Below are 14729 nucleotides of genomic sequence, written 5' to 3'. Positions count from 1 at the left end.
GGATAGCCTGCCTGTCCGTATGTAGGGCAGTCCGAAGTATTGTGTTCGGATCGCTAGGACAAGTCCTATTTGCTGGGTCGCCTGCGCGATGCGTATATAAGGCCCGTGCGCGAAGTTTGTCAAACGAAATCCGTTATCGGGCGAGCGAACCCAACCGGCTTAAATATCCCTGTGATTGTCAAGCAAGGTCATGGTCGGACCAGTCCTAGAAGATATGTGGTAGGGCGTCCCATCGTCCGATTATCGAAGCGAAGTTAAAAAATTACCCTCCTGCATGTAACTGGAATTTCGTCCTCCCATCTTTTTATACGCAGGGGAAGTAACGTGAACAAAACATATCGTTCCGTCTGGAACGCGACGACGGGCACCTGGATGGCAGCTCCGGAAACGGCACGCGCGCATGCGAAATCGACGTCGACCGTGCGCTCGGCGGTGACGGCCGCGGTGGCGATGATTGCGGGTGTCGGCGGTACGGCGGTTTCGTTCGAAGCGGACGCGCAATCCGCTGCGAACGGCGCGGGCGGGTTGGCTCTTTGCGGCCCGACGGGGGGCGTAAACGGGATGGCCTATGGATCCGGCACCGGCGTGGGCACGGCGTTCACTCAGGCGTGTGCTGGCGGAAACAACAAGTTGACGCAGAATCACCGTCCGTCGTTCATGCTCTATAACAACACCACGCCGGCTGGTAGCGGCAACGGCGTGCCGTCTGCGGCAACCGAAGCCGGCATCATGGGGAGCGCGGACGGCCATCTCGTGCTGCTCGGCGGTTCCGGCGTGCACATCACCGGCCCGGCGGATTTCGACAACAACGTCAACATGACGAGCCACCGCATCAACAATCTGGCCGCGGGTGTCGCAGGCACGGATGCGGTCAACCTCAATCAGTTGAATGCGGCGGTGGCGGCGGCGGGGGGGGATCCGTACTTCGTGGCCAACGCTGGGGCGGCAGGCGTTCCAGCCAATGCGGCGATGGCGAGCGGCGGATCGCTGGCGGCCGGCGCGAATGCAACCGCGGCAGGTGTGTATAGCGTCGCCGTTGGCGCCAATACGAATGCCGGGCGCAGTGATTTTGCGACGGCAATCGGGACTGGTGCAAGTACGAATACCTACGCTGTTGCCGTCGGAGCCGGTGCTGCGGCAGGCGGCAGTGCTTCCACTGCACTTGGTCGAAACGCGAGCGCCACTACTGCGAACTCGGTTGCACTCGGTGCCGAATCCACGACCGATCGACGCGACTCGGTATCGGTTGGGTCTGCCGCTGTGCAGCGCCAGATCACCAACGTGGCCGCCGGTACGGCGAGCACGGATGCTGTCAACGTCAACCAGTTGACCGCCGCAATTGCGGCAGCGGACAACCCCTATATCGTGGTCAACGCGGGAAGCGCAGGTGCTGCTGCGGTGGCCACCAACACCGGATCGATCGCAATTGGTGGCGGGGCAGCCGCGACTGCTAGCGGTGCGAACGGGTCTAACGGCGGCGGCATCGCAATCGGCCAGACTGCTAACGCTGCTCATAGCTCGGTAGCCATCGGTACCAACGCCTCGGCAGACGCCGTCGCAGGCCAGGCGACCGCGGCGGCCTTCGGCACGTCATCGGTTGCCAATGGCGGCGGTGCCACTGCGCTGGGTTCCAATGCCAACGCGACCGGCTCCCAGGTTCTTGCCGTCGGCAGCCGCTCATCGGCGTTGGCCGATAACGGGACTGCCGTGGGCTATGGCGCCTCGGTAACCGCATTGGGCACCAACAGTGTGGCGCTCGGCCGTAACTCGATAGCGGATGCCGCGAACGTCGTTTCGGTCGGTACTACCGCAGCGGGCGGCCAGCGAAGGATCATCAATCTGGCCGACGGCACACTGAACACCGACGCTGTGAACCTAGGTCAGTTGAAGTCTGCGATTGCAGGGGTGAGCGCAGGTGATACACCGTACTTCAAGGCGAACGGTGCGAATAACGGCAGCGATAATGCCGTGGCGTCTGGCACCGGCGCGGTTGCGATCGGCAGCAATGCGAAGGTCGGGATGAACGGTGGCGTTGCGATCGGCGATACCGCAGCTGCCTCGCAGGATGCCGTGGCGCTCGGTCACGACGCGAAAGCCCAGAGCACGAACTCGATCGCGATCGGCGCGCAGTCGTCGGCAGCAGCCAACGGCACGTCGCTCGGTTTCAACGCGAAATCCGCGTCGAACACCATGGCGCTCGGCGCGAATGCGGTCGCGATCGGCAATAACTCGGTTGCGCTGGGTAATGGCTCGGTCGCGGTCGATAGCAATGTCGTGTCGGTCGGCGGTACGGGCGCCGAGCGTCGGATCGTCAACGTGGCGGCAGGTGTTGGCGACGCGGACGCGGTGAACGTCGGCCAGTTGAAGACCACCGGCCTGGTGGGTGACGACGGTTCGGGTAACTTGACGTCGCTGGCGGTGACGTACGACAACGCGGCGAAGGGCACGATCACGCTGGGCGGCGATCCGGCAACGGGCACGCAGATCAAGAACGTGGCCAACGGCACGGACGCCAACGACGCGGTGAACGTTTCGCAACTGGACGCGCTGCAAGCGTCGACGGGCGATCAGATCACGACGGCCACGCGCTACTTCAAGGCGAACGGCCTGAACGACGGCACGGACGACGCGTCGGCAACGGGCACGCGGGCAGTGGCCATTGGTGCGAACGCGAATGCGGTATCGGGCAATTCGGTCGCGCTGGGCGCGAACGCATTGTCGAGCGGGACAGCCTCGCTCGCGCTGGGCGCGGGTGCAAGCGCATCGGCCATGAACTCGGTGGCGCTGGGCGCGAACTCGATCGCGAACCAGATCGGCGTGGTGTCGGTGGGCCAGGCAGGCGCTGAGCGCCGGATCGTCAACGTCGGCGACGCACGAGACGAAACCGATGCGGTGAACCTGCGCACGCTGGAGGAGAAGATCGGCGCCGGTTCGACCGCGACGCTGAATCAGGTCGATGCCCAGGTGGCCAAGATCAAGTCGACGCTGGATGCGATGCCGCAGACGGCGGCGGCCAGCGACTACTTCGTGGCGGACGGGGCTGGCGACGGCAGCGATGTGCCGACCGTAACGGCCGGGGACGGCGGTCTTGCCGCGGGCGCGGGCGCAAGCGTGAGCGGCATCGGTGGTGTCGCAGTGGGTGGGGCGGCGAAAGCGACCGGCACGCAAGCCACGGCGCTCGGCAGCGATGCTCAGGCGCTGAGCGGTAGCGCCACGGCCATCGGCGGCGGCGCGACGGCGAACGGCAGCTCGAGCGTGGCGATCGGCTCCGGCGCGGTGACCGCGGCGGGTGCCAATTTCGCGACGGCGATCGGTTCGCTGGCTAACGCGGCAGGCGGAAGCGCTGTCGCGATTGGTAATGGCGCAACGGCAGCCCGCCAGAGTCTGGCGATCGGCACGAACTCGGGGGCCACGGGTGCCAATTCGGTGGCGATGGGCTTTAACGCGAAGTCGACCGCCGACAACTCGGTCGCACTGGGCGTCGGTTCGCAGGCGGATCGCGTCAACTCGGTATCGGTGGGTACCGCAGGCGGTGAACGTCAGATCACGAACGTGGCGGCGGGTACGGCGGACACCGATGCGGTGAACGTGAAGCAGTTGAAAGATGTCGGTCTGGTGGGCACGGATCCGGGCACGGGCGACCTGACGTCGCTGGCGGTGGCGTACGACGACACGTCGAAGGGCTTGATCACGTTGGGCGGCGATCCGGCGACGGGCACGACGATCACGAACGTGGCGGCAGGCGAAGTCAGCGCGACGAGCAAGGACGCGGTCAACGGCTCGCAGCTGTTCGGCGTGTCGAAGAGCGTGGCGGACAACCTGGGTGGCAGGTCCACCGTGAACCCGGACGGCACGATCTCGGCGCCGACGTACGATCTCGCGGATGCGAGCGGCGACGGCCGGACCGACTACCACAACGTTGGCGATGCGCTGACGAACCTGGACGGTCGCGTGACGGGCAACACGACGAACATCACGAACCTGCTGGATGGCAAGGCAGGCCTGGTGCAACAGGCGAACGCGAGTGCGGAGCTGACGGTCGGCAAGGACACGGGCGGGACGAGCGTGAACTTCGCGGATGCGAACGGCAACCAGCGCACGCTGACGAACGTGGCGGCGGGCGTGAACGGCACCGACGCGGTGAACGTCCAGCAGTTGAAGGATGTGGGCCTGGTGGGCACGGATCCGGGCACGGGCGACCTGACGTCGCTGGCGGTGGCGTACGACGACACGTCGAAGGGCATGATCACGCTGGGCGGTGATCCGGCGACGGGCACGCAGATCAAGAACGTGGCCGATGGTGTGGATCGTCGTGACGCGGTGAACCTTGGCCAGTTGCAGGACGCCGGCCTGGTTGCGCCGATCGATCCGACCAACCCGGGCGCAGGCCTGGCCTCGCTGGCGGTGACGTACGGCACGAACGCGGACGGTTCGGCGAACTTCGACGAGGTTGCGCTGAAGGGTGGCGCGAACGGCACGAAGCTGTCGAACGTGGCAGATGGCAGCCTGTCGGCGACGAGCAAGGACGCGGTCAACGGCTCGCAGCTGTTCGGCGTGTCGAAGAGCGTGGCGGACAACCTGGGTGGCAGGTCCACCGTGAACCCGGACGGCACGATCTCGGCGCCGACGTACGATCTCGCGGATGCGAGCGGCGACGGCCGGACCGACTACCACAACGTTGGCGATGCGCTGACGAACCTGGACGGTCGCGTGACGGGCAACACGACGAACATCACGAACCTGCTGGATGGCAAGGCAGGCTTGGTGCAACAGGCGAACGCGAATGCTGAGCTGACGGTCGGCAAGGACACGGGCGGGACGAGCGTGAACTTCGCGGATGCGAACGGTAACCAGCGCACGCTGACGAACGTGGCGGCGGGCGTGAACGGCACCGATGCGGTGAACGTGCAGCAGTTGAAGGATGCGGGCCTGGTGGGCACGGATCCGGGCACGGGCGACCTGACGTCGCTGGCGGTGGCGTACGACGACACGTCGAAGGGCACGATCACGCTGGGCGGTGATCCGGCGACGGGCACGCAGATCAAGAACGTGGCCAACGGCACGGACGCCAACGACGCGGTGAACGTGTCGCAACTGGATGCGCTGCAAGCGTCGACTGGCGATCAGATCACGACGGCGACGCGCTACTTCAAGGCGAACGGCCTGAACGACGGCACGGACGACGCGTCGGCAACGGGCAGCCGTGCGGTGGCCATCGGCGCGAAGGCGAATGCCGTGTCGGGCAATTCGGTCGCGCTGGGTGCGAACGCGTCGGCGAGTGGGACGTCGTCGCTCGCGCTGGGTACGGGTGCAAGTGCGTCGAGCATGAACTCGGTGGCACTGGGCGCGAACTCGGTCGCGAATCAGGTTGGTGTGGTGTCGGTGGGCCAGGCGGGCGCCGAGCGCCGGATCGTCAACGTCGGCGACGCGCAGAGCGGGACCGATGCGGTCAACCTGCGCACGCTGGACGCGAAGCTCACCAGCAGCTCGACCGCGACGCTTAATCAGGTGAACGATCAGGTGGCGGAGATCAAGTCGACGCTGGATGCGATGCCGCAGACGGCGGCGGCCAGCGACTACTTCGTGGCGGACGGCGCCGGCGACGGCAGCGATGTGCCGACGACGGCGGCCGGGCTGGGCGGTCTTGCCGCGGGCACGGGTGCAACTTCGAGCGGCATCGGCGGTGTCGCGGTGGGTGCGGCCGCGCAAGCGACCGGCACGCAAGCCACGGCGCTCGGTAGCGATGCGCAGGCGCTGAACGGCAATGCCACGGCGATCGGTGGCGGTGCGATTGCGAACGGCAGCTCGAGCGTGGCGATCGGCTCCGGCGCGGTGACCACGGCGGGTGCCAATTTCGCGACGGCGATCGGTTCGCTGGCTAGCGCCACCGGCGCGAGCGCCGTTGCGATCGGTAACGGTGCAAACGCGGCTAGCCAGGGTCTGGCGATCGGCACGAACGCGGGGGCGACGGGCAACAACGCGACCGCGATGGGCTATAACGCGCTGGCGAGCGCCGGTAATTCGGTCGCGCTGGGTGCGAATTCGCAGGCGAATCGCGTCAACTCGGTGTCGGTCGGCACCGTGGGCAGTGAACGTCAGATCACCAACGTGGCGGCGGGTACGGCGGGCACCGATGCGGTGAACGTCGATCAACTGAAGGATTACGTCGCCCAAAACCCGGGCGGCCCGGGCAACCCGCTCGCCGTCGCTTACGACGACGCGACGAAGGGCTTGATCACGCTGAGCGGAGATCCGGCGACGGGCACGACGATCACGAACGTGGCGGCGGGCGATGTCAGCGCGACGAGCAAGGACGCGGTGAACGGCGCGCAGTTGCATGGCGTGTCGCAGAGCGTGGCGGCTTCGCTGGGCGGCGGTTCGACCGTCGATGCGAACGGCAACGTGACGGCGCCGACATACTCGCTGGCCGATCCGACGGATGTATCGCAGAAGGCCGATTACCACGACGTGGGCGCGGCACTGGGTAACCTCGATGGCCGAGTCGTGACCAATACGAACAACATCACGGTGATCCAGAACCAACTGGCCGATTCGGGCCTGGTTGATCCGGTGACGGGTCAGTCCTTCGCTGCGGTGACGTACGACAACAAGAACGGCGCGACGGACTACAACTCGGTGACGCTGGGTGGTGGCAAGTCGACCGGCCCGGTGACGCTGAAGAACGTCGCGGATGGCGTGGACGCGCACGACGCGGTGAACGTGAGCCAGTTGCAGAACGCGGGCCTCGTCGCACCGGTCGATCCGACCAACCCGGGTTCGGGCCTCACGTCGCTTGCGGTGACGTACGGCAAGAACGCCAACGGTACGGCGAACTTCGACGAGATCGCGCTGAAGGGCGCGGCCGGCACGACGATCTCGAACGTGAAGGCGGGCGCGGTGAACGCCACCAGCACGGAAGCGGTGAACGGCGCGCAGTTGCATGGCGTGTCGCAGAGCGTGGCGGCTTCGCTGGGCGGCGGTTCGACCGTCGACGCGAACGGCAACGTGACGAGCCCGACGTATGTGGTCAACAAGCAGACGTTCAACAACGTTGGCGATGCGATCACGAACATCTCCGACAGCCTGTCGGATGGCTCGATCGGCCTCGTTCAGCAGGATGCGACGACGCGCGACATCACGGTCGCGAAGGACACGGACGGTACGACCGTGGACTTCACGGGCACGGCGGGCGACCGCGTGCTGACCGGCGTGGCTGCGGGCGCGGTGAGCGCGGCGAGTAAGGACGCAGTGAACGGTTCGCAGTTGTACGGTGTCGCGGACAGCGTCGCGACGACGCTCGGCGGCGGCACGACGGTCGACGCGGACGGCAAGCTGGCCAACTCGGCGTTCCAGGTGAATGGCCAGCAGTACAAGACCGTCGAGCAGGCGATCCAGGCTGCGGCCGCGTACGGCGCGACCGATTCGCTGGCGGTGCGTTACGACCTGAACGCCGACGGCACGCCGAACTACGGTTCGGTGACGCTGGGCGGGACGGCCGCGGCGCCGGTGGTGCTGACCAACGTGGCTGACGGTGTGAACCGGAGCGACGCAGTGAACTTCGGCCAGTTGACCGACCGATTCGATAGCCTCGACGGTCGCGTCGGTGCCCTCGAGCAATTGCCCCCGGGCAACGGTGGCGGCGGCGGTTCGGGCGACAACCCGTACTTCGCCGGTACCGGCGACGCGAGCTCGACCGCAGCCAACGCCGGCAACGGCACGGGCAACACGGCGGCCGGTTCGGGCGCGACGATCGGCACGGGCGCGAACAACGCCACGGTCATCGGTTCGGGTGCGAACGCGACGAAGGACAACGGCGTGGCGATCGGCTCGGGTTCGAAGAGCGGCGCCGAAGGCGCGGTTGCAATCGGCCAGGGCGCGAGCGCGACGGGTTCGAATTCGGTGGCGCTGGGCGCAGGCTCGGTGGCGTCGGACAACGACACCGTGTCGATCGGCTCGCTCGGCAACGAGCGCACGCTGTCGAACGTGAAGGACGGCTTCAATGCGTCCGACGCGGCGACGAAGGGCCAGCTCGACCGCGCGGTCGGCGGTCTGCAAGGCCAGATCAACGACGTGTCGAAGAACGCGTATTCGGGTATCGCCGCAGCCACCGCGCTGACGATGATCCCGGGTGTCGATCCGGGCAAGACGCTGTCGTTCGGCGTCGGCGGCGCGACCTACAAGGGCTATCAGGCCGTGGCGTTCGGCGGCGAAGCCCGCATCACGCAGAACCTGAAGATGAAGGCCGGCGTGGGTCTGTCGAGCGGCGGCAACACGGTCGGCGTGGGCGCTGCGTACCAGTGGTAATCGCGCAGGGCGGAGCGGTTCGCGCCGCTCCGCCCGCGCGGCACCGCTTTCCGCATTCCATTTATTCCCATTCAAATCAGGCGTCCGCCTCCGGGCGGACGTTTCTCATCATGAAAATGACTTCACTGTTGGTGCGCACCGCGTCGATCGGCGCGATCGCGATGGCGCTCGGCGCCTGCACGACCCAATCGGGCATGACCTACGACATCCGCAGCGTGGCGACGCCGGGCAAGCCGGACAACGTGTTCCGCGTGAGCTGCGATGGGCTGCTCGGCAGCGCGAACGCCTGCGCCCGCGCGGCCGAAGCGTTCTGCCAGGGGCAGGGCTTCACGCCGCTGCAGATGATCGACCGCGTGTACAGCCGCGCGCCGATGAAGGATCCGCGCGAGATCACGTTCATGTGCGGCAAGCCGCAGCCGGTCGTCCAGGCCGCGCCGCAACCGCAGCCGCAACCCCAGCCCGCGCCGCAACCGGTGCCGCAGCGCCGCGTGCTGCTGCAAGGCGATGCGAACTTCGCGACCGACAGCGCCGCGCTGACGTCGCAGGCGCGCGGCGAACTCGATCGCTTCATCGACGTCAATCGCGGCGTCGAATTCCGCCAGGTATCCGTCACGGGCTTCACCGATTCGACGGGTAGCGCATCGCACAACCTGACGCTGTCGAAGGCGCGTGCGCGTTCGGCGATGGTCTACCTGCGCGAGAACGGCCTGCAGGCCCGGTCGTTCGCATCGGAAGGCCTGGGCGCGGCAAGCCCGGTGGCGTCCAACGCGACCGCGGAAGGCCGCGCGCAGAACCGCCGCGTGGAAGTGCGTATCGACGCGCAGTAAGGCGGGGGCGCCCGTTCGCGGGCGTCAGCCACCACACCGCCGCCGCCCTGCCACGGATGGGGTACGCGGCGGACGGTCGGCCTGATCGAACGCGGTGCAATGCCGCGCGGCGCGGCCGCTTTCCCGTTCGTCGATGTTCCCTCAGCCCGCCGGCTCATCCAGAGCCGGCGGGCTGTCTTTTTGCGGCGGCGCCGGCCGCCCGGCCCATTCGTGGAATGCACCCGCATTTCGTGCGAATATAGCGCCCATCTACGATCTGCGGCCATGCGCCGGTGCCACGGCGAACGCGCAGGCAAACAACGACCCCCATGCCCACGCATGAGGCGGTCACTCGGACGATTATGGGAAGCTATCAGATACGCGTGGTGCTGGCCGACGATCACCCGGCGATGCTCGTCGGCGTCGAGCACGGGCTGTCGGCAGTGCCGACGATCCAGCTCACCGGCAAGGCCGTCAACTCGACCGAGCTGGTCAAGCTGCTCGATGCCGGCGCATGCGACGTCGTCGTATCCGATTACGCGATGCCCGATAGCACCCACGGCGACGGCATCGCGCTGTTCTCTTATCTCCAGCGCCGCTACCCGGCCGTCAAGCTGGTCGTGCTGACCATGCTCGACAACGCGGCCGTCGTTGGCGCGTTGCTGCGCCTCGGCATCGCGTGCATCGTCAGCAAATCCGACACGATCGATCACCTAATTCCGGCGATTCACGCGGCTGCGACGGGCGGCACCTATTATTCGCCGTCCGTTGAGAAGGTCGTGCTGACGCTGTCCACGCATTCGAGCTCACGCTTCGTCGATCAGGCGCCGGCGCTGAGCAGCCGCGAGATCGAAGTCGTCCGGATGTACGCGTCGGGCATGACCGTCAACGAAATCGCCGAGAAGTTGAGCCGCAGCAAGAAAACCATCAGCACGCAGAAGGCGCGGGCGATGCAGAAGCTCGGCGTCGACAAGGACATCGACCTGCTGCGCTACGCGATCGAGCACGGGATCGTGGCCGCGTCGGGCAGCGAAGGCAAGGGCACGGAAGATACGGATGGGAATCAGGCGGACGACGCCTGAATGAGGAGGCGCTCCGCCCGTCGATGGATGGCGAGCGGGGCGCGATGCGGCGCGCTGCAACGGCGCGCCGGCGAGGAAGGGGTCAGTGCGTGTCGTCGGGCGGCAGAGCCGCCGAACCCGGATCGGCGACCAGCCCGCACGAAATTGCATAGCGCACCACGTCCACATCACGCTCGAGGCCGAGCTTCTGCATGGCCGAGCTTTTCTGGGTACTGATGGTTTTCTTGCTGCGGCTCAGCTTGTCGGCGATCTCGTTGACGCTCAGGCCCGACGCGAACAGCCGCACGACCTCGGCTTCCCGTACCGACAGCGCGGGCGCCTTGCCGTCCGGCGCGCCGATCTGGCGCAGGATCTTGTCCATCGACGGCGACAGATAGCGGCCGCTCGTATAGGCGGCGTGAATCGCCATCGTCAGATGGCTCGTCATGTCGGATTTGCTGACGAGGCAATGGATGCCGAGATCGACGAGCGCGCGCAGCGCGACCGCGTTTTCCAGCATCGTCATCACGACGATCTTCAGGTTCGGATGACGCTTCAGGATCGCGCCGAACAGCGTGAAGCCGTCGCCGTATTCGGTGCCGGGCATCGCATAGTCGGATACGAGCACGTCGCACGGATGGTTCGCGAGCGCGTCCATCAAGGCCGTCGAATCATGCGCGGTCGCGACGACCGCGATGGTGTTCGTCGTCGAGAGCTCGTACTTCGCGCCGATCACGACGGCCGGATGATCGTCGGCGATCAATACGCGGATGGGGAAGCTTTTCATGATGGGGTTGTCGGTTGTCACGCCGTTTCAGATAGGAAAAGGAGTGGCGCGCATGCCCGTTGGCGGCCGGTAAGCCGGCAAGGGCATGTGTCGCCGTACCGACGGCCAGTGGCGGCTCGATGGAAACCACCACTGGCCGTCGGGCGAAAAAGCGGGGAGATCGCTCCCCCCGCTTTCGCTGCGATGCTCCGCCCGGAGGCGGAGCCGCGGGTCAGAACTCGTAGCCGACCTGGGTGCGAACCCCCGCGTCGCCCGTCGACGTGACGGACACCGCGCCGTTCACCAGCCACTTGCCGTTGCGGGACCGGTAGGTCGCGCCGGCTGCCACGGCCGAGCCGCTCTTGTAGTTCGCGGCACCGGCCGCGACGACGGTCTTGCCCGGCTGCGACGGCGTCATGTTCGGCATTGCCATCGCCGCGGCGACACCGGCGTATGCGTTCTTCGCGACGTCGTTGATCATGCGGTTCGTGTCGCCGATGCGCCGTTCGAGCTGCCCCACGTTCACGGCATCGGTCTGCGCGGTACCTTCCGCGACGTTGGTGATCTGGCGTTGCTGATCCGCCGAACCAACCGACACGGTGCCTTCGCGATCCGCCACCGAACCCTGGCCGAGTGCCACCGAGTTACCGGCAGTCGCGCTCGAACCCTGCCCGATCGCCGTGCTGTTTTCGCCCGACGCGACGGAACCTTGGCCGATGGCCGAGCTACCCGAGCCCGATGCGACCGAACCCTGGCCGAACGCCGACCCGTTGTCACCCGAGGCGACCGCGCCCTGACCGACCGCCGAGCTGTTTTCGCCCGACGCGTCCGAGCCGTTGCCGACCACGAGCGAGCCGTCGCCACCCGTGCCCGTGCCGGGGCCCATGCCGTTGCCCGAGCCGTTACCGGGGCCGCCGGAACCACCCCCTGCTTCCAGGTTGGACACGCGGTCGCCCAGACCGGCGAACTGGTTCGCGAAGTCCTGTTGCAGCGCGTAAAGCTGGCCGCCGTTCACCGCGTCCATGCTGCCCGACGCGATCAGGCCCGGTGCGACGTTGTGCAGCCGAGTACCACCCGAGCCACCGAACGTCACGTGGTCGAGATCGATACCGTCGTACACCACGGCACCGAGTTCCTTGCCCGTGTAGTCGATCAGGCCCGTTGCCTTCAACTGCGCGATCGTCACGGCATCGTCGTCTTTCACGCCGTTCGCGACGCCGGTCAGCGTGCGCGGCGAGTCGCCGATGCCGGCGAAGCTCACCGACGTGCCGCCCGTGTTCGCGGCAACCGTGATCGCGCCCGTCGTCTGGTCTTGCTGAACGAGACCGATCTGGCCCGATGCGAGCTGTTGGTTGATGGTCGTGATCGAGCCTTCGTTGGTCGTCACGCGGCCGTCGAGGTTATCCACCACGTCGCCGACGTTGTGGACGACTTTCGAGCCGCCGTTGCCGTCGCCGACCGTGAAGCTCGGTGCCGAGATCGACCCGTCCGGGTTCACCGTCGAGCCGGCGCCGATGGCCGATGCCACGCTTCCCGACACGCCATGCAGTTGCGAGCCGTTCACGGCGTCCGCGCTGGTAGCCGAGACGTCGCCCGCCGCCACGCCGGTCAGCTTGCGTGCGCCTGCCGTGCCGGTGAAGTCGACTGCTGCGCCGTCGGTGTTCCTCGCGACCGTGATGTCGCGCGTCGTCGCATCCTGCTGGACGAGGCCGACCGTGCCGTTACCGATCTGGTCCGCGAGTTGCTTGATGTCGCCTTCGTTGGTCGTCACGCGGCCGTCGAGGTTTTCCACCACGTCGCCGACGTTGTGGACGACTTTCGAGCCGCCATTGCCGTCGCCGACCGTGAAGCTCGGTGCCGAGATCGAGCCATCCGGGTTCACCGTCGAGCCGGCGCCGATGGCCGATGCCACGCTTCCCGACACGCCATGCAGTTGCGAACCGTTCACGGCATCCGCGCTGGTGGCCGAGACGTCGCCTGCCGCCACGCCGGTGAGCTTGCGTGCGCCCGCCGTGCCGGCGAAGTCGACGGCCGCGCCGTCGGTGTTCGCGCCGACCGTGATGTCCGCGCCCGGCGCCGATTGCTGGACGAGGCCGAGCTTGCCGCTCGACAGGTCACCCAACTGATCGTTGATGTCCGAGATGTCGCTCGTGTTCTTCGCGATGTTGCCGTTTGCGGTCGTCAGTGCCTGGTCGAGACCCTCGAGCGCGTCGCCCACGGTCGTTTGCGTGCCGCCGTTCGCGAGGTTGTACGTCGGGCCCGTGACGGCACCCGTCGTCGAATTGATCAATGCGCCGCCGCCGAGTGCTTCCACGACGGGGGTGAGCTGCGACACGTTCACGGCGTCGGTAGCTTGCGTGCCGGCTGCCATGTTGACGATCTGCCGAGCACCGGTGGTCGAACCCACTGCGACCGCATCGTTACGTGTCGTGGTCGAGTTTGCCCCGAGTGCAACGCTGTTCGTTACGTTGGCACCAATGGTTGCGCCGTTACCGAACGCGATCGAATTGGTTGCTCCCGTATTGACGACGGCCCTTTGACCGATCGCAATGGATCCGGCTTCGCCGGCGTTTGCGTTGAGGCCCATGGTGACCGATCCCGCGCCGGTGGCACGGGCATTGCCGCCGATAGCTACGACGCCACTACCCGTCGCACTCGCATTGGCGCCAAGCGCTGTTGCGCTGATGCCGCCGCCGGCTGCGTTCGCATTGACGCCGAGAGCGACGTCGCCGGCGCCCGAGGCCGACGTAGCGGAACCAATCGCGATGGCATTGAGCGCCGATGTCGAGGCACCGGCTGCCGTGGACTGAATCTTGATGTAGTCATCGGTGACCGCGGTAGCCAGCTTGTTGTTGATGGTCGTGATGTCGGCCGTGTTCTGCGTGATGTTGCCGTTGGCGGTCGTCAGTGCTTTGTCGAGACCGTTGAACGCGCCGGCCACGGTCGTTTGCTGGCCGCCGTTCGCGAGGTTGTACGTCGGACCCGTGACAACGCCCGTCACCTTATCGATCGACGCGTTGCCGCCGAGTGCAGCTACGACAGGGGTCAGTTGGCTCACGTTGACCGCATCGTTGGTTTCCGTACCTGCGGCCATGTTGACGATCTGGCGGGTAAAACTCCGCCCGTCGCGATTGTTTGCCGCACCTACCGACACTGTATTCGCCCGATCTGCGAGAGTACTGGCGCCCAAAGCTACCGAGTTATCCGCCCGGGCTTCACTCACCACCCCGATGGAAACCGAGTTGCTCCCTTTCGCATAAGCGCCGCGGCCGCCGTTCGCATCAATCGTCGTCGCACCGCCGATCGCAACGGAATAGCCACCCTCTGCACGCGTATTGCCACCCAATGCCATCGACGAGCCGCCAGTTGCCTCCGCGGCGGATCCGCCGCCTGCGCCAAATTTCAGGAAATTGGTGAGTTCGTCACTGGTCGCCATGGTTCCGATGCCGCCCGAGATGGTCTTACCCGTTGTGCCTGCGCTGGAGACCTTGCACACGCCGCCCGCATCGAGCGCGCCGTTTTCGCCATCAGCCGTCGTGCACGCATCGGCCGCGAACGCACCGCCGATACCCGCGCTGCCCAGTGCGAGCGCGACCACTGCTTGACGCGCCGCGCGCGCCGAGCCCTTCGAATGCGACTTCGCCGTTTCGGCGACCGCCGTCCACGTGCCCGTCGCGGCGTTCCAGATGTTGCGATATGTCTTGTTCATTGCCCTACTCCTTTCAGTTCGTTTGGGTAACGAATGAATGGTAGGGATCGGCCTTGTCTGAATCAGTCGTCCGAAGCTGATTC

The 14729-nt window shown here is 66.5% G+C and carries 5 protein-coding genes and 1 pseudogene; 4 read left to right on the top strand and 2 right to left on the bottom strand.

Going from position 1 to position 14729, the window contains the following annotated elements:
• Nucleotides 1–324 precede the first annotated feature (324 nt).
• The 4 genes and pseudogenes from C4B30_RS35800 to C4B30_RS05680 all read left to right on the top strand — a co-directional run.
• Nucleotides 325–1941 (top strand): annotated as a pseudogene (locus C4B30_RS35800) (ESPR-type extended signal peptide-containing protein); the annotation flags it as partial.
• 27 nt (nt 1942–1968) lie between these two features.
• Complete coding sequence (locus tag C4B30_RS05695; RefSeq protein ID WP_234015403.1) at nt 1969–8304, top strand: YadA-like family protein; 6336 nt, start codon at nt 1969–1971, stop codon at nt 8302–8304.
• A 110-nt stretch (nt 8305–8414) separates the two neighbouring features.
• Nucleotides 8415–9131, top strand: coding sequence for an OmpA family protein (locus tag C4B30_RS05690; protein WP_105131987.1), 717 nt, complete (start codon nt 8415–8417; stop codon nt 9129–9131).
• A 341-nt stretch (nt 9132–9472) separates the two neighbouring features.
• A complete protein-coding gene (locus tag C4B30_RS05680) occupies nt 9473–10192 on the top strand; it encodes a response regulator transcription factor (protein ID WP_027782084.1) in 720 nt (239 codons plus the stop codon).
• An 82-nt stretch (nt 10193–10274) separates the two neighbouring features.
• Here C4B30_RS05680 and C4B30_RS05675 read toward each other — a convergent pair whose 3' ends face one another.
• Together C4B30_RS05675 and C4B30_RS05670 are read right to left on the bottom strand one after the other, a co-directional pair.
• Nucleotides 10275–10961 (bottom strand): response regulator, encoded by a 687-nt coding sequence (locus C4B30_RS05675; protein WP_105132145.1) that lies wholly within the window; start codon nt 10959–10961, stop codon nt 10275–10277.
• Nucleotides 10962–11169: 208 nt separating this feature from the next.
• A complete protein-coding gene (locus tag C4B30_RS05670) occupies nt 11170–14646 on the bottom strand; it encodes an ESPR-type extended signal peptide-containing protein (RefSeq protein ID WP_105131986.1) in 3477 nt (1158 codons plus the stop codon).
• Nucleotides 14647–14729: the final 83 nt, after the last annotated feature.

Origin of the sequence: Burkholderia sp. BE12 (assembly GCF_002959955.1) — a bacterium.
In the GTDB taxonomy this organism is placed as follows: domain Bacteria; phylum Pseudomonadota; class Gammaproteobacteria; order Burkholderiales; family Burkholderiaceae; genus Burkholderia.
This window is presented reverse-complemented; position numbering and strand designations above follow the sequence as displayed.